Raw genomic sequence first — 20,518 nt, 5'->3', positions numbered from 1 at the left:
GAATCTTTCCCCCTGGGGCCAATGGAAGAGAGCGGTATGCAACGTATCAAGGGCTATCACGCCCACGTCTATTTTGACGCCTCGACCTTGGAGCAGGCGCGCGAACTCTGTGAGTTGGCGGCGACGACGTTTGCGTTGCAGATGGGGCGCATGCATCAGCGCCCGGTGGGGCCGCATCCGGACTGGAGCTGCCAGCTGGCTTTCGAGGCCCAGTATATCGGCGTCGTGCTGCCGTGGTTGGCGCTCCACCGCAAGGGGCTGGTGGTGTTCCTGCATCCGCTGACCGGCGATGATCTGGCCGATCATCGCGACCATGGGGTCTGGATGGGGGCTGTCAGGCCGTTGGACCTGTCGATCTTCCAGGCGCGGAGTGAGGGGCCAGCGGCGAGTCAGTGACCATGGGGCGATCAGTACAGGACGTCGTTCAGCACTTCATAGACGATCCCGGTACCGATCGCGACCAGCGCGACATCGCCGCCGACCCGGCGCCATTCGTAGCCGTGGTAGGCCGGTAGGCGCGCTACGGCACGCGGATCGAGGCGTTCGCCATAGTAGCCGGGTGGCAACGGTTGGCCGCGAACGATACGGATGCCGGGCGGCGGTGGCGCGCCACGGGTGAAGTGCTCGCGGTCGTCATGGATGATCTGGCGAACCGGGCCGAAATCCTGTGGCGGGCGACGCCAGTTCGGCTCGCCTGGGCCCCGGTCGGGTCCCCTGCCGTGGTCTTGCTGACCATAGCCGCCGCGATCCTGGTCCGGACCGCGGCCATCGAATTGCGGCGCCGCCTGCAACAGTGAACTGGCGCCGAGCATGAACACGCCAAGACCGGCAATCAGGCGTTTGGACATTTTCATTGGGGTCTTCCTCACACACAGCCAATACAGCAAAAAAGGAGGTTTGAAGACGCGGCTTCAAACCTCCTGGGTCTTGCTGTTTAGTCTGTCGGGAAACCTATAGATTCCTTTGTATCAGGAACTTTACCCTTGGCCGGATTCAGTCCCTGGACATCGAACTCCTTACCTGCCGCAGATGAATGTGAGTCTTGCCATCGTCCGCGACGTTCACCGACTCCGGAATGTACCTGCCGCCATGCCTGAAGACCTTGTAGCGGTTGCCATCGGCCTCTGCTTCACTGGGCGTCCCCTCGATCATGAACACGACATTGCTATCCTTGCTGGCTGAAGGGGCTGGATCTACCGGCATGAATTTGTCGATGAGAACGGAGCCCTTGTCGTTTATCCGGTTCTTGTACAGATTGATTTCTTTTTTGGATAAACAGGTTTCGTAGCGGTAGGTGCTGGTCGAGTCCGAGGGATGATTGGCAAAGCCATCATTCAATAGCTGGATGATATCGCTGCGGGAGACATTTTTTAACGTATCTGCCAGCTTCGGTTTCTTGTCTGTTTCCCTGTTCAGATAGTCGACGGTGCCCGGTTCGATAAAAAGAGCGAAAGCGGCTTTGGTCATCTCCTGTTTGATGGCTTCCCGCTCCTGGTATTTTTGTTGTTTGGCGTACTGCTTGCCTAGAGCCTTTTGATGTTTGCTCATGGAAACTTCATTTCTGTCCAATGCCTTGTGCTGTATGTTGACGTTGGATATTTCTTCAAGCAGTTCGAGGGGTGTCCGCTTGTTGACGCCATCGATTCTTTCTCCAATGTAGTCATTAAGCTGGCTTATCTTGGCGGATGCCTGGTTATATCCCCCATCATACTTTGAAGGCGCAACCGTGAGCGCTGTGTTGAAAATCCGATCACATTTTTCCGCCCAGTATATTTTTACCCCCTTGCGTGGGGTTATATGTATCTGATCGTTTTTTTGACGAACAAAGGGACGTGGGTTTTCGCTCAGTCTCCAGGGTGATGTATATTTTCGGTAGGCTTTGCAGCGAGGCCTGGCATCGGCTGTGGCACTCTTCAGTTCACTGGCAATTGCCCTGTGTTCAAGGATGCGTTTTTCCTGTTCAAGGAAACTTTTTTCACGGTTATGAACATTTTCCAGGCCGGCCACCAGTTTGCTGATCTCGCCCTCGCATTTCTTGAGATCCTGAGGGGCACTCAATATGTTTTGAATATTACGACTTCCGATCTTGAATGGCATATTCAATCCTGTTCACGGGAAGTGAAAGTCAGGCGGGAAGAGATTATTATCGCCGATAATGATCTCTTCCCTGTGGTTTTTCGAGTTATTGCATAGCCGATGGCTTAAACCGAGCCGGACTTGCTCTGTACCTCCCAGTAAGCTCTGATATCGTTGAACGTATTCTCTGTTGTTCCTGTTGTACTGCTTGCAGGATCGCTCTGGGTCCTATTCAGAGTTTTCAGTAGATCTATTTTTCGTGGTGGTCGAATTGGCGCGGAACGTGTACCTGCTTCCGACTCGCTACGCTTGACCTGTGACGATGGCAGCACACCCCGATCATCAGGTGTTTTTTGTTCGCTGTTGAAGAGTTTCTCGAACGCTCTTTCTGTAGCCTTTGCAAGCACTGGTTGCGCCGGGTTGGCTTGGATGTTTTTGTCAGGAGCGCTTGTGCGTTCTTTATACGGAGACGTTCGTGGTGGTACTGGGGGGCGGAACGCTCCAGATTTATTATCTTTTTTCTCGGTGGATATCTGGTCAATTGACTCTATTGATTGTTGCGAAATTATTTGCGCGGTAGGGTTGCCAGTTGTATCGAAATTTGATTGTGAGTCTTGTTTTTCAGGGTTTTTCCGGTCGTTTAAAATAGATTCGAGGTACTCAATCTGATCGTCAGTCAACTCTGCTTTATCGCATTTTAAGTGATTTGAAATTAACGAGTGAACAAATTGATTTTGTGGTTTTTCCTTGGGCCATGGGCTCAGCACATCGTTCATGTCCTCATGTTGGTCGCTTTTTATTTCGTCGGGCGTATTTGAATCTGCGTCATTTGTTGTGGGCCGCTCGGCAGATAATTTTCCTTCTTGAAGTTTTATTCTATCCCCAAGGGTATTGATATATTTATCCTGATCAGCCAGTTTTTCATCTATTTTAGAAATTATGTTTTCCTTGCTCGTTTTTTTTCCAAACTCGAGTTCGAGTCCATCAAATTTTTTCTCGAATTTCGCAGCGCCGGCATCACGTAAGCCGACGGTTTCAAGTATTTTGAAATGGTTGCTCAAATAAAGATCTTTTGTTTCGGAATAACGAAGAAAACCCTTGTCGGGTTGGTTCGTGACGCTATCGATTTTTTCTTTCAGGCTTATCAAGCTATTTTTAAACGCCTGCGCGTTGTTCTGTGCAGTCCGTAGTGTATCTATGGCGCGGTTGACTCGGGTCACTGCGTCTTCGGTTTCATTCACGCAAGCGCTTATTTCGATGGGGGTTCCTTTCTCATTGGGGACGTTTTTGACAACTTGAACTTCCTGGTGTGCTCTGGAATTTTTTTCCGAGTGCTGGCCCGGGAATAGGCTGGAGGGAAGTTTCGTGAAACTTACAAGGGGGGTAAAGGGAAGAAACATGGGGGCTCGTTCTTGAAATTGAAACGACCCAGTACGTCGGTACTGGCGCGATCCGCCGTTATAACGGCGGTACGCGCGTTAAATGGTTGGCGCTCAAGGGCGGGTACACTTCCAATAAACGCCCATCGCTGGCGAATCGGTTCGCAGGTCTGAACACCGGGTAGGGAAAGGATTATTGCGACCATGAAAAAGGGCCTCAGCGCTGTAGCGCTGAGGCCCTTCGGGTGTTGCCTGTGACTCGGTGAATCAGTTGCGCGCCGCGCGCACCCCTTGCGCCAGTGCCGCGCACAGGCTCAGTACGCCATCGACGGCTTGTGCGTCGTTTTCGGCCTTGGCGATCTGGTCGATCAGCGCCGAGCCGACCACCACGCCATCCGCCAGGCGGGCGATGGCGGCAGCCTGCTCCGGTGTGCGGATGCCGAAGCCGATGCTGATCGGCAGGTCGGTGTGGCGACGCAGGCGGCTCACCGCCTCCTCGACGTGTTCCAGGGTGGCCGAGCCGGCGCCGGTCACGCCGGCCACCGACACGTAGTAGACGAAGCCCGAGCTGCCATTGAGCACGGTCGGCAGGCGAGCATCGTCGGTGGTCGGTGTGGTCAGGCGGATGAAGTCCAGCCCCGCGGCCTGGGCCGGGTCGCACAGTTCATTGTTATGTTCCGGCGGCAGGTCGACCACGATCAGGCCATCGACACCGGCGGCCTTGGCATCGGCGATGAAGCGCGGTACGCCGTAGTAGTGAATCGGGTTGAAGTAACCCATCAGTACCAATGGCGTCTCGTTGTTCTCGGCGCGGAACTCGCGAACCATCTGCAGGGTTTTCGCCAGGTTCTGCTGGGCGGCCAGCGCGCGGATGTTCGCCAGCTGGATCGCCGGGCCATCGGCCATCGGATCGGTGAAGGGCATGCCCAGCTCGATCACGTCGGCACCGGCCTTGGGCAGACCCTTGAGGATCGCCAGGGACGTGTCGTAGCCCGGATCGCCGGCGGTGACGAAGGTCACCAGGGCGGCGCGGTTCTGTTGTTTCAGCTCGGCAAAGCGGGCTTGCAGGCGGCTCATCAGTGTTTCTCCTGCTGGGACTGTTGCATGTGGTGCATGACGGTTTGCATGTCCTTGTCGCCACGACCGGACAGGTTGACCACCATCAGGTGATCCTTGGGCAGGGTCGGTGCGCGCTTGAAGACTTCAGCCAGGGCGTGGGCGCTTTCCAGGGCCGGGATGATGCCTTCGAGGCGGCAGCACTGGTGGAACGCGGTCAGGGCTTCGTCATCGGTCACCGAGGTGTACTGGACACGGCCGATGTCGTGCAACCAGGCGTGTTCCGGGCCGATGCCGGGGTAATCCAGGCCGGCGGAGATCGAGTGGGCGTCGATGATCTGGCCGTCGTTGTCCTGCAGCAGGAAGGTCCGGTTGCCGTGCAGCACACCCGGTACGCCGCCGTTCAGGCTGGCGGCGTGCTTGCCGGTCTCGATGCCGTGGCCGGCCGCCTCGACGCCGATGATCTCGACGCTGGTGTCATCGAGGAACGGATGGAACAGGCCCATGGCGTTGGAACCACCACCGATGCACGCCACCAGGCTGTCGGGCAGGCGCCCTTCCTGGGCTTGCATCTGGTCGCGGGTTTCCTTGCCGATGACCGCCTGGAAATCGCGGACCATGGCTGGATACGGATGCGGACCGGCGACGGTGCCGATCAGGTAGAAGGTGCTGTCGACGTTGGTCACCCAGTCACGCAGGGCTTCGTTCATGGCGTCCTTGAGCGTGCCGGTGCCGGCGACCACCGGGATCACCTCGGCGCCCAGCAGTTTCATGCGGAACACGTTGGCCTGCTGGCGCTCGATGTCGGTGGTGCCCATGTAGATCACACATTGCAGGCCGAAGCGTGCGGCCACGGTGGCGGTGGCCACGCCATGCATGCCGGCGCCGGTCTCGGCGATGATGCGTTGCTTGCCCATGCGCCGCGCCAGCAGGATCTGGCCGATGCAGTTGTTGATCTTGTGCGCGCCGGTGTGGTTCAGCTCTTCGCGCTTGAGGTAGATCTTCGCGCCGCCGCAGTGTTCGGTCAGGCGTTCGGCGAAATACAGCGGGCTGGGACGGCCGACGTAGTCGCGCTGGAAATAGGCCAGCTCCTCGATGAATGCCGGATCGACCTTGGCGGTCTCGTACTCGCGGTTCAGGTCGAGGATCAGCGGCATCAGGGTTTCAGCCACATAGCGGCCGCCGAATGCGCCGAACAGACCATTGGCATCGGGGCCGTTGCGCAGGAGGGACTGGGTCATGGGAGGCTCCAGGTGGATGATGGAAAGATCGATGGCTTCACTCTAACCATGACAGACGCAGATGAAAACCGATAAGATCGCTGAAACCTGTCAGGAAAACTCACAGATATCATGAGCCGTGACCTGCCCCCGCTCAACGCCTTGCGCGCCTTTGAGGCCACTGCCCGTCTGAACAGCGTCAGTCAGGCCGCCGAACAGCTGCATGTGACCCACGGTGCGGTCAGCCGGCAATTGAAAGTGCTCGAGGAACACCTGGGGTTGAGTGTGTTCATCAAGGATGGACGCGGCCTTAAACTCACAGATGCCGGCATCCGCCTGCGCGATGCCAGCACCGAAGCCTTCGAACGGCTGCGCACGGTGTGTGCCGAGCTGACTCGGGATGCCGAAGATGCGCCATTTGTCCTCGGTTGTTCCGGTAGCCTGCTGGCGCGCTGGTTTATTCCGCGTCTGGGGCGGCTGAACGCCGACCTGCCCGATCTGCGCCTGCACCTGTCGGCCGGTGAAGGTGACCTGGATCCGCGCAAGCCGGGGCTGGATGCCCTGCTGCTGTTCGCCGAGCCGCCCTGGCCGACGGACATGCAGGTGCACGAGCTGGCCTGCGAACGCATCGGGCCGGTGATGAGTCCGCATTTCGCCCGTTACGAGGCGCTGCGCACGGCGTCGACCCACGGGCTGGTCGGCGAGCCCCTGCTGCATACCCGTTCACGGCCGCAAGCGTGGCCGAGTTGGGCGCAGAGTAACGGCATCGAGGCAAACGAGTTGAAGTATGGGCAGGGCTTCGAACATCTGTACTACCTGCTGGAAGCGGCAGTCGCCGGGCTCGGGGTGGCGATTGCGCCACAGGCGCTGGTGGCGGATGACCTGCGGGCCGGACGGCTGGTCGCACCGTGGGGTTTCAAGGAAACCCCCGGGCGACTGGCCTTGTGGTTACCAGGGCGCGCCGTCGATGGGCGCGCCCTGCAACTGGCGCAGTGGCTCAAGGCCGAGTTGGCAAACGGCGCCTGAGCTGCACAAAAAGGGTGGGCTGGGCTTGCCCGCTCAATCCCCGCGTTTGCACAGCAGGTAAGCCGCCAGCAGTCCCAGTGCCCCCACCGCCACACCTGCCGTGGTCCACGGATGTTCCTGGGCGTAGTCACGGGTGGCGATCCCGGTTTCGCGGGTCTTGACCTTGACTTCCTCGTAGGCGTCGGTGAGCAGATGACGCGATTGTTTCAGGGCATTTTCGGCGTTGCTCCGCAGGGCCTTGAGGGTCTTGCGCGATTCATCCGAAGCGTCGTCCTTCAGACTTTCCAGGGATTTGAGCAGGCTCTCGATTTCCGCTTCCATGCTTTGCAGTGCAGCTTTACGCAACGATGAACTGGCCATGTCGGCTCTCCTCTCAGTGATGAATGGTGCATGTAAAGTCCGACTGCACCCGTTGGCGAAAGTGCAGAAAATCTGCGGTCCAATGTGCAGGAACAGATCCCGGCCCCGTGAATATTCACTGCTAGGCTGTCCGTAAAGTCCCCACAAGCCCAAGGAGAGCACCATGACCGATCATCACACCTACAAGAAAATCGAACTGGTAGGTTCGTCGCCCAACAGCATCGAGGAAGCGATCAACAACGCCCTGGCGGAGGCCGGCAAGAGCCTCAAGCACCTGGAATGGTTCGAGGTGGTCGACACCCGTGGACACATCCGCGACAACAAGGCGGCGCATTTCCAGGTGACCCTCAAGGTCGGGTTCAAGATCGCCAATAGTTGAGAAGATGCTGGCCTTGTGAACTGCAGCACTGGCCGATTGCCATAGAGCTTGCTATACAGAAGGCTCTATCAAGCCCCGTGCGCCCGCCAAAAGCCGGCGCACTTTTTTGATTCGACCAGGGAATGTACCGATGAAGAAGTTGATGTTGGCGCTGGGTTTGCTGAGTATCGCGGGAACGACCCTTGCGGCAGGCAAGCCATGTGAGGAGCTGGAAAAGGAGATCAGGGATAAGCTGGAGTCCAAGGGCGTGCACGGCTATGCGTTGCAGATCCTGGACAAGGCTACTGGTGAGAAAGGCGCTGACGGTAAGGTAGTGGCTTCTTGCGAAGGCGGTACCAAGGTCATCACCTACAAGCGCAAATAAGCGTACGCAGGATCAGGGCCGGCGCAGTGCGCCGGCTTTTTCATGGGCGTCGATCAGCTTTCAGCCCTTCATCACCTGGGACAACAGCTCGTAGGAGTGCAGGCGGTCGGCGTGTTCGTACAGGTCGCAGGTAAAGATCAGCTCGTCGGCCTGGGTCTGTTCGATCAGCACCTCCAGCTTGGCGCGGATTTTCTGCGGGCTGCCGACCATCGCCAGGCCGAGGAAGCTGGCCACCGCTTCTTTTTCGTGAGGCAACCACAGGCCGTCCATGCTCGGCACCGGGGCCCGCTGCATCAGGCTCTGGCCGCGCATCAGGGCGAGAATGCGCTGGTACACCGAAGTCGCCAGGTAGTCGGCCTGCTCGTCGGTGTCGGCGGCCACCAGCGGCACGCCGAGCATCACGTAGGGCTTGTCGAGTACTTCGGAAGGTTTGAAGTGGTTGCGATAGACGCGGATCGCCTCATGCACGTAGCGCGGTGCGAAGTGCGAGGCAAAGGCGTAGGGCAGGCCGCGCTCGCCGGCCAGTTGAGCACTGAACAGGCTTGAACCGAGCAGCCAGATTGGTACCTGGGTGCCGGTGCCGGGGACAGCGATCACCCGTTGGTCGGAGGTTCGCGGGCCGAGGTATTTCATCAGTTCGGCGACATCCTCAGGGAAGTCGTCGGAACTGCCTGAACGCTCGCGGCGCAGAGCGTGGGCGGTCATCTGGTCGGAGCCGGGCGCGCGGCCCAGGCCGAGGTCGATCCGGCCTGGGTAGAGGCTTTCCAGGGTGCCGAACTGTTCGGCGATCACCAGCGGAGCATGATTGGGCAACATCACGCCACCGGAGCCGACCCGGATGCTGGACGTGCCGCCAGCCAGGTAGGCCAGCAACACCGAGGTGGCCGAGCTGGCGATGCCGTCCATGTTGTGGTGCTCGGCGACCCAGAAGCGGGTGTAGCCGAGTTTTTCCACATGCCGGGCCAGGTCCAGCGAGTTGCGCAGCGATTGCGCCGGGCCGCCGTCCGGGCGCACGGGCACCAGGTCGAGGGTGGAGAATTTGACGTCGGACAAGCGCTTCATAAGCCTGTTACTCCTGTTTGAGGGACAGGCTTGCAAGGCGCAGCGAAGAACCTGTCTATGTTCTGGCAATATGGGCATATACCCGAGTTTCAAGAGCAGTCTGAGTTTTTAGCCTTCAGAAATCAAAGGCAACTCCTACAAGATGAACTTTGAGAGGCCGACTATTCTCAAAATTTTCGTCAGGCGCGAACCCGCGTCGGCTAATTAGGAGGCTGTCATGAGTATCAAGAAGAAAGCATCGGCCCACTGGGAAGGCGACCTGAAAAACGGCATCGGCTCCATCTCCACCGAAACCGGCGTACTGCGCGAGGCGCCCTACGGCTTCAAGGCGCGTTTTGAAGGTGGCCCGGGCACCAACCCCGAAGAACTGATCGGCGCGGCCCATGCCGGCTGCTTTTCCATGGCCTTTTCGATGATTCTCGGCGAAGCCGGGCTCAAGGCCGACAGCATCGACACCCACGCCGAAGTGACCCTGGATCAGGTGGACGATGGCTTTGCCATTACTGCGGTACACCTGACGCTCAAGGCAAAAATCCCCGGCGCCAGCCAGCAGCAGTTCGATGAACTGAGCAAAAAGGCCAAGGAAGGTTGTCCGGTGTCCAAGGTGCTGAATGCGAAGATCAGCCTGGAGGCGACGCTGCTGGGTTGATCCGGTGGCAGCCGGCTTGCTGGCGATCCGCCGCAGGCGGCCATTCAATCCGATCCATGGAGATAGAAAGATTGCTGTCGCCAGCCAGCCGAGCACCGTCCTGCCGTCCGGCACAATGAATGGCGGTGCTCGTTTCAGGTTGTGAAACGGGTCAGAACTTGATTCTTTCGGTTGTGGTCGAATCAGCATGTGGCAACTGATTGCGTACGCCCTTGCGACGCGTTGCCACCAGAAGGAGTCTGAATATGAAACGCATTGCCCTGGGAATTTTCTGTTGTGCGCTGACGGCGCAGGCCCTTGCGGACCCGAAGGACTGTCAGGAGTTGAAGAGTGAGATCGAGGTGAAGATCCAGGCCAACGCCGTGCCCTCCTACACCCTGGAGATTGTTTCCAAGGAAGAAGCCGAGAAGCACGACGTCGCCATGGTGGTCGGCAGCTGCGAAAACGGCACCAAGGCGATCATCTACCAGAAGAACGACACCTGAGGCCTGCCTGCGGGCCTATGGGATGCAGATGATCCGCTGATCCGAGGCGATCTGCACGCCCTTGTCGTCATAGAGCCTTGCACTGGCCTGAAAGCCCAGGGCAACGCCCTCCAGGTGATAACGCCGCCCGGCCTCGAAGTTCGGATAGGCGATGCTGATGTAGCAGATCCGTTCCAGCGGGTCGGTGTTCATCGCCATGCCGCCCACGTAGACCTCATAGTCGAAGCGCACGGTCAACTCGTGGGGCCCTGGCGTGATCTGGAAAAAGCGCCCGTCGTTCAGGCGTTTCTTGTCCACGCTTTCGGCCATGACCAGCTTGCCGGTGCGGGTGCCCATGTCGATCCAGGCCATGTTCGGGTCGACCGCCGGCAAGGGTCCGGCGCAGCCGCCGAGGCTGGCGAGGGCGAGAAAGGAAAGTAGCTTGCGCATGATCGATTTCGCTCGGTGAGAGGGGGGCAGCATACCCGCCCCGATTGGGCGCTTGTACCGGGTGTGGAGAATCTTCATGGAACCTGTGTCGCTCCACGCGATAGGCTGGGTGCAAACCTCGACTGGATGATCCCCATGCCGCACAGGCCGTTCGTTTGCATTCTACGCCTTGGGTGGGCGGTCCTGCTGCTGTTGCTGGTTGGCGGCTGCAGCAGCGTTGACTATTACCGCCAACTGGCGACCGGGCAACTGAGCCTGCTGCGCGCCCGCGAACCGGTGGCGGAGGTGATCGCCGACCCGAGTCGCCCCCAGGCGTTGCGCGAGCACCTGATCCGCTCCCAGGCAGCGCGGGCTTTCGCCAGCCAGCACCTGCACTTGCCGGATAATCGCAGTTATCGGTTGTATGCCGACATCAAGCGGCCCTATGTGGTGTGGAATGTGTTTGCCACCCCGGAGTTTTCTCTGGCGCCGCAAAGCCACTGTTTTCCTATCGCCGGTTGTGTTGCCTATCGTGGTTACTACAGTCAGGGCGCGGCCCGTGGCGAGGCCGCCGTGCAGCGTCAGCAGGGCCTGGATGTGTACATCGGCGGGGTCGAGGCCTACTCGACGCTGGGCTGGTTCGATGATCCGATTCTCAGTTCGATGATGAACTGGGGTGATGAGCGCCTGGCGACGTTGATCTTCCATGAGCTGGCGCACCAGCGCTTTTATGTGAAGGACGACACCGAGTTCAACGAGTCCTACGCCAACTTCGTCGAACAGGAAGGTACCCGCCAATGGCGCGCGGCGCGTGGCCTGCCGGCGACCCAAGGCAACGAATCGCGGCAGAAAGACCAGTTCATCGAGTTGGTGCTGGAAACCCGCAAACGCTTGCAGGCGCTGTATGCGCTGCCATTGCCGGTCGAGCAGATGCGCCAGCGCAAGGCTGCCGAGTTCGAGCGGCTACGCCAGGAATACCGGCGGATGCAGGCGACGCAGTGGGCCGGTGACAAGCGCTACGACGGCTGGATCAACACGCCGCTGAACAATGCCAAGTTGCTGCCGTTCGGGCTGTATGACCAGTGGGTGCCGGCGTTTGCGGCGCTGTTCCGGCAGGTCAACGGTGATTGGCCGGCGTTTTTCCAGGCGGTCGAGAAGCTGGGCGGCTTGCCGGTGGACGAGCGGCGGGCGGCGTTGCGTCGATTGATGCCTGGCTGACGGGCCCTTTCGCGGGCAAGCCCGCTCCCAAACGGACCGCGTAGGGCGTCAGACCGAGCCGGCCTCTTCGCGGGCAAGTCACGCTCCTACGGTGGGAACGGGCTTGCCCGCGAAAAGGGCGACGCCTTACACAAACGCCCGGTGCAACTCATCCAGCGTCTGGAAGTGATACTCCGGCTGCTCGGCATTCAGCTCTTCGAAGCTGCCAAACCCATAACCTACCGCTGCCGCCGCCAGACCGTTGCGACGGGCGCCGATCAGGTCGTGCTTGCGGTCGCCGATCATCAGCGTATTGCCCGGCTCCAGGCCTTCCTCGGCGACCAGATGGGCGATCAGCTCGACCTTGTCGGTCCGTGTGCCATCGAGTTCGCTGCCGTAAATCACCTTGAAATGCCGGGCAAAGTCGAAATGCCGGGCGATCTCGTGGGCGAAGACCCACGGCTTGGACGTCGCGATATACAACGTGCGCCCCTGCCCACCGAGGGTTTCCAGCAGCGGCATGACCCCATCGAACACGCGGTTCTCATAAAGACCGGTGACCTTGAAGCGCTCGCGATAGAAGTTCACCGCGTCCCAGGCCTTGGCTTCGTCGAAACCGTAGAACTGCATGAACGCCTGTAGCAACGGCGGGCCGATGAAGTGTTCCAGCTTGCCCAGGTCCGGCTCATCGATACCCAGTTTGGCCAGGGCGAACTGGATCGAGCGGGTGATGCCTTCGCGCGGGTCGGTCAGGGTGCCGTCGAGGTCGAACAGAATCGTCTGGTAGTGCATGAAATATCCCAATTCGTACAAAAAACGATCAGTCGGCGCGGTCGTAACCTTCGGCGATGTGCTGATCCTTGAGCCTCACATAGTTCGACGCGCTGTAGGTGAAGAACGCCCTTTCCTTGTCCGTCAGTGGCCGTACCTGCTTCACCGGGCTGCCAACGTAGAGAAAGCCGCTGGCCAAATGCTTGCCCGGCGGTACCAGGCTGCCGGCGCCGACGATCACCTCGTCCTCGATCACCGCGCCATCCATGACGATGCTGCCCATGCCGATCAGGATCCGGCTACCGACGCTGCAGCCGTGCAGCATGACCTTGTGGGCGATGGTCACGTCATCGCCGATCAGCAGCGGGAAGCCATCGGGGTTGAAGGGACCTGCATGGGTGATGTGCAGCACACAGCCATCCTGCACGCTGGTGCGCTCACCGATGCGGATGCGGTGCATGTCGCCACGGATCACGGTCAACGGCCAGATCGAACTGTCGGCGCCGATTTCGACATCGCCGATCACCACCGCCGACTTGTCGACAAAAGCCCTGGAACCCAGGGACGGCGTGTGATTCTGGTAGGTACGAAGGGTCACGATAGGCTCTCTCTCTGTCGCTGATAGCTGCGGTGGGCATTGATTGTAATTAAGATGGCCCCATCTTTGTTCCTACATGTTTTTTCAGCCAAGGTGTCCACCGTGAGCGCGAACAACCCGCTTCTGCAGTCCTACGACCTGCCGCCGTTCTCGGCGATCCGTGCCGAGCACGTGCAACCGGCGATCGAACAGATCCTCGCCGACAACCGCAAGGCCATCGAAGGCATCCTGCAAAGCCAGGGGAAAAATCCGAGCTGGGCCGGCCTGGTACTGGCCATGGACGAGCTCAACGACCGCCTGGGTGCGGCCTGGAGCCCGGTCAGTCACCTCAATGCGGTGTGCAACAGCCAGGCACTGCGCGAGGCCTATGAGGCCTGCCTGCCGGCGCTGAGCGCCTATTCCACCGAGCTGGGCCAGAACCGCGAACTGTTCCAGGCCTTCGAAGCCCTGGCCAACAGCCCCGAGGCCGCCGGCTTCGACGTGGCGCAGAAAACCATTCTCGAACACTCGCTGCGGGATTTCCGCCTGTCGGGTATCGACCTGCCCGAGGCCGAGCAGAAGCGTTATGCCGAAGTGCAGAGCAAGCTGTCGGAACTGGGCAGCCGCTTCTCCAACCAGTTGCTCGATGCCACCCAGGCCTGGACCAAGCACATCACCGACGAAGCCGCCCTCGCCGGCCTGAGCGCCTCGGCCAAGGCGCAAATGGCCGCCGCGGCCCAGGCCAAGGGGCTGGAAGGCTGGCTGATCACCCTGGAGTTCCCCAGCTACTACGCCGTGATGACCTACGCCGAAGACCGCGCCCTGCGCGAGGAGGTCTACGCCGCCTACTGCACCCGTGCCTCGGACCAGGGACCGAATGCCGGCCAGTTCGACAACGGTCCGGTGATGGCCCAGATTCTCGACCTGCGCCAGGAACTGGCCAGACTGCTGGGCTTCGCCAGCTTCTCCGAGCTGAGCCTGGCGACCAAGATGGCCGACTCCAGCGACCAGGTACTGACCTTCCTGCGCGACCTGGCCAAGCGCAGCAAGCCGTTCGCCGCCCAGGACCTGCAACAGCTCAAGGCCTACGCCGCCGAACAGGGTTGCGCCGAGCTGCAGAGCTGGGACAGCGGTTTCTACGGCGAGAAACTCCGTGAGCAGCGCTATAGCGTTTCCCAGGAAGCCCTGCGCGCCTACTTCCCGATCGACAAGGTGCTGGGCGGCCTGTTCGCCATTGTGCAAAAACTGTACGGCATCGAGATTGCCGAGCAGACCGGTTTCGATACCTGGCACCCGGATGTCCGCCTGTTCGAGATCAAGGAAAACGGCCAGCACGTCGGCCGCTTCTTCTTCGACCTGTATGCCCGCGCCAACAAGCGTGGTGGCGCCTGGATGGACGGCGCCCGCGACCGTCGGCGCACCGCCGATGGCGTACTGCAGAGCCCGGTGGCCAACCTGGTGTGCAACTTCGCCCCGGCCGACAGCGGCAAGCCGGCGTTGCTGACCCATGATGAAGTGACCACCCTGTTCCACGAATTCGGCCATGGCCTGCACCACCTGCTGACCCGCGTCGAGCATGCCGGCGTATCCGGTATCAACGGCGTGGCCTGGGATGCGGTGGAGCTGCCGAGCCAGTTCATGGAGAACTGGTGCTGGGAGCCGGAAGGCCTGGCGCTGATCTCTGGTCATTACGAAAGCGGCGAGCCGCTGCCCCAGGATCTGCTGGAGAAAATGCTCGCGGCGAAGAACTTCCAGTCCGGCCTGATGATGGTCCGTCAGTTGGAATTCTCGCTGTTCGACTTCGAACTGCACGCCACCCATGGCGATGGCCGCAGCGTCGCGCAGGTACTCGAAGGCGTGCGCAACGAGGTCTCGGTGATGCGTCCACCGGCCTACAACCGTTTCCCCAACAGCTTCGCGCACATCTTCGCCGGCGGTTATGCGGCCGGCTACTACAGTTACAAGTGGGCCGAAGTGCTGTCGGCGGATGCCTTCTCGAAGTTCGAGGAAGAAGGCGTGCTCAATGCCCAGACCGGCCGTGCATTCCGTGAAGCGATCCTGGCCCGTGGTGGTTCCCAGGCACCGATGGTGCTGTTCGTCGATTTTCGTGGCCGCGAGCCTTCGATTGACGCACTGTTGCGCCATAGCGGCCTGAGCGAGGACGCGGCGGCATGAGTGAGGTAGCTGTGACCAAGACCAAGAAACGCTTTATCGCCGGGGCAGTCTGCCCGGCGTGCAGCGAGCAGGACAAGCTGATGATGTGGAGCGAGGATGACGTTCCACACCGTGAGTGCGTGGCCTGTGGTTATGCCGACACGCTCAACGCGCAAGGCCTGTCGGTACCCAAGGAACTGAGCACGCGGGTCACCGCGCCGGTGGTCAAGGTCGCCGACAAGACCGTGCAGACCGTTCAGTTCTTCCCCAATCCCAAACTGAAAAAACCGAGCGAATAACCCTCCGCGCTATCCGTCGGGCCTATCTATATAGGTCCCTGGAACAGCGTGTGCCACATAGGCTCGCTGCTTGAGTGGTCCCGTCGCGGGGCCGCGCTTCTCAAGGAGTGAGCCATGGGTACCTACAACCCGCTGCTGCATCATTGCGGCGAACTGCCGCCCTATTCTTCGGTGCAGGCCCATCATCTGGTACCTGCCCTGCTGCAGGTTCGCAACGAGGCCCGCAGCACGATCAAGACCCTCCTCGTCAGCCAGCACGACGCCCCCACCTGGGACGATTTCGTCGTGCCGCTCGACGTGCTCGGCGCCCGCATGTCCTGGTGCGTGGGCACGCTCATGGTGCTGGCCCGGGCGCGTTCCGGTCCCGACTGGAATCGGGCGTTCATGCGCTCTGCCCGGCTCAAGGCGCAATTCGATCGTCTGCTCTGGGGCAATGCGTCCTTGTATGCCTTGTACCAGAAGCTGGCGGCCAGCCCGCAGGCACGGTTGTTCGACCGACCGCGCCAGGTGCTGCTCGAAAGGGTTCTGCAGCGCTTTCGGCTGGCAGGTATGGAACTGCCTGTGGACCAGCGTCGGCGGTTCAAAATGCTGGGCGATACGATCGATGAGCTGCGTCTGCGTTTTCTGGCGAATGTCGCCGGGGCCGCCCGTTGTACCAGCCTGCAGATCGGCGTGGAGCAGGAGGCGCAACTGGAAGGGCTGTCCCTGCAGGACAAGGCCGCCATGGCGCGTTATCAGGACAGGCAACTGCTGGGCTGGCAGATCGACATGGGTGATCCCCAGCTCATCCGGACGATCATGACCGATGCCCGAAACCGCAGTGTGCGTCAGCACATCTATCAGTTGGCCGGCACGCAGGCGTCCGACCACGGGTTGCAGGTGTGCAGTACCTTCGATAACAGCGCGGTGCTCGAGCAGTTGCTCAAGCTGCGGCTGGAACAGGCGCAGATGCTGGGTTTCACCAGTTCCGCCGAGCTGGCGCTGCAAACCCTTTCGGTACACGATCCGGCCCAGGTGCTGTGGTTTCTCGGCCAGCAAGTCAAACAGAAAAATCCCCACTGGATCCGGCAGCGAGAGGAACTGGTCACGGCGGCTGCCGAGGTGCAGCCACTGGAACCGTGGGACCATCTGTTCTACGGGCAACGGGCACGCATCGACAGCGGTGCCTTGGAGGAAGACGAGTTCCGTAGCCATTTCGAACTCGAACGGGTGCTCGAGAAGATGCTGGATCTGCCCAGGCGGCTGTTCGGTATCGAGTTCATCGAGCGCCAGGAGCTGGATACATGGCACGCCAGTATTCGCTCCTTCGAGGTTCGCGAGTCAGGGCAGACGACCGGCTATCTGTTCCTCGACCTGTTTGCCCGCGAGGAAAAACTGTTCAAGTCGGGCGCCATGTTTTCGCTCGGACATCGTCTGCTTTCGGTCGAGGGACGGGAAATGCAGAGGCCGATGGTGGTGCTCTCCTGTGCCCTGCCCGCCTCGCCGACCGGCACCCCCGTGCTGTTGAAGCACGAGCAGTTGCGCACGCTGTTCCATGAGTTCGGGCATTGCCTGCATCAACTGCTCGACGACTCGCAAACCTGGCAACTGTCGTGTATCGAGCATTCGGGGCTGGATGTCCGGGAGTTCTTTTCCAGGCTGCTGGAGCGCTGGTGCTACAGCGTCGACTTCCTGGTCGACATGAGCCGTCATCACCGGACGGGGGCCGGCCTGTCCGGCGAGCAGGCTCGACGCTTGCGCATTGCCCTGCACAGCCAGACCTGGCTGCAGGAAAGTGCCCAACTGATGTATGCCAGCGTGGACCTGCTGCTGCATCTGCACCAGCCTGTCGATACCGCGCAGATCAGGCAACTGGTGAAATCGAGCCTGGTCGATTGGCCCAGGCCCGTGCATGAGCGTTTCATCTACGCATTCAAGCATCTGGTGACAGGCTATGAAGCCCGCTACTTCACGTATGTGTGGGCGCTGGAGCTGGCGACGCAAGTGTTTGCCCGCTTCGAGGACAAGGGGCTGTTCGATGCCGTGGAGGGCCGTCGGCTACGCGCCGAACTGTTCACCCCGTCGGCCACCCGGAGCCTGCCAGACTCCATCGAGGCCTTCCTGGGGCAGCCGCCGAAAGCCGCCATGCCCGCCACCGACGCTGCGGCTCCTGGCACGGCGGTGGAACCGATCTCAGTGCCCGTCGATGGAAGCTGACTTGAACCAGTTCTGCACGTTGCAGGTAGCGAAGGGACTGGTGCTGCAATCGCCATTGGCCAGGGCGGTGCGCAACTTCTCGATATCGGCCTTCATCATGTAGCGGATGCCGTCCTTGTGGTGCGAGCTTTCACCGAAGCCGCCCTGGGTCATTTCGGCCAGAGCGTCCTCCTTGCTCCAGCCTTCGACGACCACCCGGTACATCGCGGCCATCAGGCCGGTGCGGTCGGAGCCGTGCTTGCAGTGCATCAGGACCGGGCCGTTGGCTTGTGCTTCCTTGATGGCCCGCAGGGCGGCCAGCACGTCGGCATCGTCGACATGGTTGCTGCGGTAGGGCAACTGCACTTTCTTGATGTTCGGCGTTGCCAGCCAGCTGGAATCCGACTCCGGCAGGAAGTTGATCACCGTGCCGATTTTCAAGTGTTCCAGCAGCGGCAAGGCGTCCGCGTCCGGCAGGGCACTGCGATAGAGCGTCGGGCTCATCTGGTTCAGGTTGTACTTGTCGCCGACCGGCTGGGCCCATTGGGGCGGGCGGACGTCGCGGCTGTCGGCGTGTGCCTGGGCCAGCATGAACAGGCTGTTCACGGCCAGGCACAGGAGCGAGAGGACTCGAAGGATGGACATGTCAAGGTGACCCGAGAGAGGAGTGGGAGACTGACACGCAGCTTGCTGTGCACAGGGTTAAAAGCCTGTGAGGCCGACGTCAAAGATTTGTAGCTCGGGCTTCCACAGGTCGGTTGGGGGCTGGTCAGATCCCGAACGCTCCATTACTGTATATAAATACAGTTATGGAGCGTTCTCCAATGTCAGTCCCTCTCCCGCCGCGCGGCCGTGGCACCGCGAGCAATCCGCACAACCGCTTCGCGCCGAACCGCTCGGTGGTCGAGGATGACGGCTGGTACCAGGAGGTGCCCGCGACCCAAAGCACCGAGGTGCGTATCGAAAGGGCGAAGACCGTCATCAGCCGCAATACTTCGCCCGACCTGCCCTTCGACCGTGCGATCAATCCCTATCGCGGTTGCGAGCACGGTTGTATCTACTGCTACGCCCGGCCCAGCCATGCCTACTGGGACATGTCGCCGGGCTTGGATTTCGAAACCCGCCTGATCGCCAAGAGCAACGTGGCCGAGGTGCTGGAGCAGCAGTTGTCGAAGCCGGGTTACCGCTGTGCAGCGATCAACCTGGGCTCCAATACCGATCCCTATCAGCCGATCGAGCGCGAGCACCGGCTGACCCGGCAGACCCTTGAAGTGCTGCTGCGCTATCGGCACCCGGTGACGATCGTGACCAAGGGGTCGTTGATCCTGCGCGACCTCGACCTGTTGGTGGAACTGGCCCGGCAGCGGCTGGTGGCGGTGATGATCAGCCTGACCACGCTGGACGATGAACTCAAGCGCATCCTCGAGCCCCGTGCGGCGGCACCCAAGGCGCGTCTGCGGGCGATCCGGGTCATGCGCGAGGCGGGCATTCCGGTGGGGGTGCTGTGTTCGCCGATGATTCCGATGATCAACGACTGCGAGTTGGAAAACCTGCTCGCCGAGGCCCATGCCGCCGGTGCGCAAAGTGCCGCCTACATGATGCTGCGCCTGCCGCTGGAGGTGGCGCCGCTGTTCGAGGAGTGGCTGGCGGCGCACTATCCGCAGCGCGCGGCCCATGTGCTGAGCCTGGTTCGCCAGAGCCGTGGCGGTGAGCTGTATGACAGCCGCTTTGGCGCGCGAATGCGCGGTGAGGGCCCGTTCGCCGACCTGTTGGCCCAGCGTTTTGCCAAGACGCTCAAGCGCCTGGGCCTGGACTGGCGTGAAGGATTCAACCTCGACTGCAGTCTTTTCTGTCCGCCGGGTGCGCAAATGACCTTGCTCTGACGTAAGCTTTGGACGAGCGAAGCCGTAAGACTTTTTCTTTGTATCGCGGCCAGCGGCCTTACCCTTGAGGTCATGTGGAACGCCCGTTCTAGAGCCCCTGATTCAGTTTGAGTTAAGTTTCCAGGGTTATGCTGACCCGGCCTGTTTTCGACAGGTAGTGTTCAAGGAATCGGGCGTGCTGACCCGAAGAACGCTGGCTCTGAGCAAGCCAAATCAGGAAAATCCCCTTAAATCCGTCAGAAAAGAGGATGAATCATGAGTGACAAGGATAAACAGCCGTTGGCTGCGTCGGCTTCAGTGCTCCCCGAGACCGAAAGCGCCGATGCAGCACTGCAACATATCGTCGATGGTTTTCTGCGTTTTCACCATGAAGTCTTTCCGCAGCAGGAAGAACTTTTCAAGAAACTCGCCACGGCCCAGGCTCCCCGGGCCATGTTCATCACCTGCGCCGACTCGCGCATCGTTCCCGAACTGATCACCCAGACTGCCCCCGGCGACCTGTTCGTCACCCGTAACGTCGGCAACGTGGTGCCGCCCTACGGCCAGATGAACGGCGGTGTGTCCACGGCCATCGAATACGCCGTGCTGGCCCTGGGTGTACAGCACATCATCATCTGCGGGCATTCGGACTGCGGCGCCATGCGGGCGGTGTTGAATCCCGACAGCCTGGACAAGATGCCCACAGTCAAGGCCTGGCTGCGCCATGCCGAGGTGGCACGGACCATGGTCCACGACAACTGCAATTGCGCGGACGAGCGCGAAAGCATGCACGTGGTCACCGAAGAGAACGTGATCGCCCAGTTGCAGCACCTGCGTACCCACCCTTCGGTGGCTTCGCGCATCGCCAGCGGGCATTTGTTCATCCATGGTTGGGTGTACAACATCGAAACCAGTGAAATCAAAGCCTATGACGCGGATCGGAGCGATTTCCTGCCTCTGGATGGCACCTCTCCCATCCCCTGCGCGACGCCCAAGGCACGCTTCTAGCGCTGACTCGC

23 protein-coding genes are annotated in these 20,518 nt (G+C 60.5%); 12 read left to right on the top strand and 11 right to left on the bottom strand.

Annotated elements, in window-relative coordinates; all coding sequences use genetic code 11:
* The first annotated feature begins 36 nt into the window (after positions 1–36).
* The gene (locus tag BLU37_RS07115) at positions 37–396 is read left to right on the top strand and encodes a DOPA 4,5-dioxygenase family protein (protein ID WP_090203546.1); all 360 of its coding nucleotides are present in this window, start codon (positions 37–39) and stop codon (positions 394–396) included.
* An 11-nt stretch (positions 397–407) separates the two neighbouring features.
* Here BLU37_RS07115 and BLU37_RS07110 read toward each other — a convergent pair whose 3' ends face one another.
* The 5 genes from BLU37_RS07110 to trpB form a co-directional block, all read right to left on the bottom strand.
* Positions 408–854: an anti-virulence regulator CigR family protein gene (locus BLU37_RS07110; protein WP_090203544.1), complete on the bottom strand. Its 447-nt coding sequence runs from the start codon at positions 852–854 to the stop codon at positions 408–410.
* A gap of 139 nt (positions 855–993) precedes the next feature.
* Positions 994–2,097 carry a hypothetical protein gene (locus BLU37_RS07105; protein ID WP_090203542.1) on the bottom strand — a complete coding sequence of 368 codons (1,104 nt, stop codon included), beginning with the start codon at positions 2,095–2,097 and terminating at the stop codon, positions 994–996.
* 104 nt (positions 2,098–2,201) lie between these two features.
* Positions 2,202–3,476: a DNA topoisomerase 2-like domain-containing protein gene (locus BLU37_RS28970; protein ID WP_157696367.1), complete on the bottom strand. Its 1,275-nt coding sequence runs from the start codon at positions 3,474–3,476 to the stop codon at positions 2,202–2,204.
* A 246-nt stretch (positions 3,477–3,722) separates the two neighbouring features.
* Complete coding sequence (gene trpA, locus BLU37_RS07100; RefSeq protein ID WP_090203540.1) at positions 3,723–4,532, bottom strand: tryptophan synthase subunit alpha; 810 nt, start codon at positions 4,530–4,532, stop codon at positions 3,723–3,725.
* A complete protein-coding gene (trpB, locus tag BLU37_RS07095; protein ID WP_090203537.1) occupies positions 4,532–5,752 on the bottom strand; it encodes a tryptophan synthase subunit beta in 1,221 nt (406 codons plus the stop codon). The genes trpA and trpB overlap by 1 nt, the downstream gene beginning before the upstream one ends.
* Before the next feature lie 111 nt (positions 5,753–5,863).
* Here trpB and BLU37_RS07090 point away from each other — a divergent pair, with 111 nt between their 5' ends.
* Positions 5,864–6,757, top strand: coding sequence for a LysR family transcriptional regulator (locus tag BLU37_RS07090; protein ID WP_090203534.1), 894 nt, complete (start codon positions 5,864–5,866; stop codon positions 6,755–6,757).
* A gap of 33 nt (positions 6,758–6,790) precedes the next feature.
* Here the strand turns inward: BLU37_RS07090 and BLU37_RS07085 are convergent, their stop codons facing one another.
* Positions 6,791–7,117, bottom strand: a complete 327-nt coding sequence (locus tag BLU37_RS07085) for a DUF883 family protein (RefSeq protein WP_010447521.1) — start codon at positions 7,115–7,117, stop codon at positions 6,791–6,793.
* Between the two features lie 163 nt (positions 7,118–7,280).
* On the opposite strand from BLU37_RS07085, the gene BLU37_RS07080 reads away from it, so the two are divergent.
* Both BLU37_RS07080 and BLU37_RS07075 read left to right on the top strand, forming a co-directional pair.
* Complete coding sequence (locus BLU37_RS07080; protein ID WP_010447520.1) at positions 7,281–7,496, top strand: dodecin; 216 nt, start codon at positions 7,281–7,283, stop codon at positions 7,494–7,496.
* 130 nt (positions 7,497–7,626) lie between these two features.
* Positions 7,627–7,860 carry a DUF1161 domain-containing protein gene (locus BLU37_RS07075; protein WP_010447519.1) on the top strand — a complete coding sequence of 78 codons (234 nt, stop codon included), beginning with the start codon at positions 7,627–7,629 and terminating at the stop codon, positions 7,858–7,860.
* A 60-nt stretch (positions 7,861–7,920) separates the two neighbouring features.
* On the opposite strand, the gene BLU37_RS07070 is transcribed toward BLU37_RS07075, so the two are convergent.
* Positions 7,921–8,922, bottom strand: coding sequence for an LLM class flavin-dependent oxidoreductase (locus tag BLU37_RS07070; RefSeq protein ID WP_090203531.1), 1,002 nt, complete (start codon positions 8,920–8,922; stop codon positions 7,921–7,923).
* 217 nt (positions 8,923–9,139) lie between these two features.
* On the opposite strand from BLU37_RS07070, the gene BLU37_RS07065 reads away from it, so the two are divergent.
* Both BLU37_RS07065 and BLU37_RS07060 read left to right on the top strand, forming a co-directional pair.
* Positions 9,140–9,571 carry an OsmC family protein gene (locus tag BLU37_RS07065; RefSeq protein WP_090203529.1) on the top strand — a complete coding sequence of 144 codons (432 nt, stop codon included), beginning with the start codon at positions 9,140–9,142 and terminating at the stop codon, positions 9,569–9,571.
* Between the two features lie 245 nt (positions 9,572–9,816).
* Positions 9,817–10,056, top strand: coding sequence for a DUF1161 domain-containing protein (locus BLU37_RS07060; protein WP_010447513.1), 240 nt, complete (start codon positions 9,817–9,819; stop codon positions 10,054–10,056).
* A 15-nt stretch (positions 10,057–10,071) separates the two neighbouring features.
* On the opposite strand, the gene BLU37_RS07055 is transcribed toward BLU37_RS07060, so the two are convergent.
* Positions 10,072–10,485: a PA0061/PA0062 family lipoprotein gene (locus BLU37_RS07055; protein ID WP_090203527.1), complete on the bottom strand. Its 414-nt coding sequence runs from the start codon at positions 10,483–10,485 to the stop codon at positions 10,072–10,074.
* Positions 10,486–10,620: 135 nt separating this feature from the next.
* Between BLU37_RS07055 and BLU37_RS07050 the strand changes: the two genes are divergently transcribed.
* Positions 10,621–11,682 carry an aminopeptidase gene (locus tag BLU37_RS07050; RefSeq protein WP_090203524.1) on the top strand — a complete coding sequence of 354 codons (1,062 nt, stop codon included), beginning with the start codon at positions 10,621–10,623 and terminating at the stop codon, positions 11,680–11,682.
* 126 nt (positions 11,683–11,808) lie between these two features.
* Here the strand turns inward: BLU37_RS07050 and BLU37_RS07045 are convergent, their stop codons facing one another.
* Positions 11,809–12,453: an HAD family hydrolase gene (locus tag BLU37_RS07045; RefSeq protein WP_090203522.1), complete on the bottom strand. Its 645-nt coding sequence runs from the start codon at positions 12,451–12,453 to the stop codon at positions 11,809–11,811.
* A 28-nt stretch (positions 12,454–12,481) separates the two neighbouring features.
* A complete protein-coding gene (locus tag BLU37_RS07040; protein WP_029533927.1) occupies positions 12,482–13,030 on the bottom strand; it encodes a gamma carbonic anhydrase family protein in 549 nt (182 codons plus the stop codon).
* A 102-nt stretch (positions 13,031–13,132) separates the two neighbouring features.
* On the opposite strand from BLU37_RS07040, the gene prlC reads away from it, so the two are divergent.
* From prlC to BLU37_RS07025, 3 genes are all read left to right on the top strand, one after another.
* The gene (prlC, locus tag BLU37_RS07035) at positions 13,133–15,184 is read left to right on the top strand and encodes an oligopeptidase A (protein WP_090203519.1); all 2,052 of its coding nucleotides are present in this window, start codon (positions 13,133–13,135) and stop codon (positions 15,182–15,184) included.
* On the top strand, positions 15,181–15,462 hold the full coding sequence (locus tag BLU37_RS07030; RefSeq protein ID WP_029533925.1) for a YheV family putative zinc ribbon protein: 282 nt from the start codon (positions 15,181–15,183) through the stop codon (positions 15,460–15,462). The genes prlC and BLU37_RS07030 overlap by 4 nt, the downstream gene beginning before the upstream one ends.
* Before the next feature lie 114 nt (positions 15,463–15,576).
* Positions 15,577–17,658, top strand: a complete 2,082-nt coding sequence (locus BLU37_RS07025; protein ID WP_090203516.1) for a M3 family metallopeptidase — start codon at positions 15,577–15,579, stop codon at positions 17,656–17,658.
* On the opposite strand, the gene BLU37_RS07020 is transcribed toward BLU37_RS07025, so the two are convergent.
* Entirely contained in the window at positions 17,635–18,282 is a 648-nt protein-coding gene (locus tag BLU37_RS07020; RefSeq protein ID WP_090203514.1) for a phosphatase domain-containing protein, read from the bottom strand. The two genes, BLU37_RS07025 and BLU37_RS07020, sit on opposite strands and share 24 nt — an antisense overlap.
* A 179-nt stretch (positions 18,283–18,461) precedes the next feature.
* Here BLU37_RS07020 and BLU37_RS07015 point away from each other — a divergent pair, with 179 nt between their 5' ends.
* Both BLU37_RS07015 and BLU37_RS07010 read left to right on the top strand, forming a co-directional pair.
* Complete coding sequence (locus BLU37_RS07015) at positions 18,462–19,520, top strand: PA0069 family radical SAM protein (RefSeq protein ID WP_090203511.1); 1,059 nt, start codon at positions 18,462–18,464, stop codon at positions 19,518–19,520.
* A gap of 255 nt (positions 19,521–19,775) precedes the next feature.
* Positions 19,776–20,507, top strand: a complete 732-nt coding sequence (locus tag BLU37_RS07010) for a carbonic anhydrase (RefSeq protein ID WP_010447496.1) — start codon at positions 19,776–19,778, stop codon at positions 20,505–20,507.
* The last annotated feature ends 11 nt before the right edge of the window (positions 20,508–20,518 follow it).

Source organism: Pseudomonas asplenii, from assembly GCF_900105475.1.
Taxonomy (GTDB): Bacteria; Pseudomonadota; Gammaproteobacteria; order Pseudomonadales; family Pseudomonadaceae; genus Aquipseudomonas; species Aquipseudomonas asplenii.
This window is presented reverse-complemented; position numbering and strand designations above follow the sequence as displayed.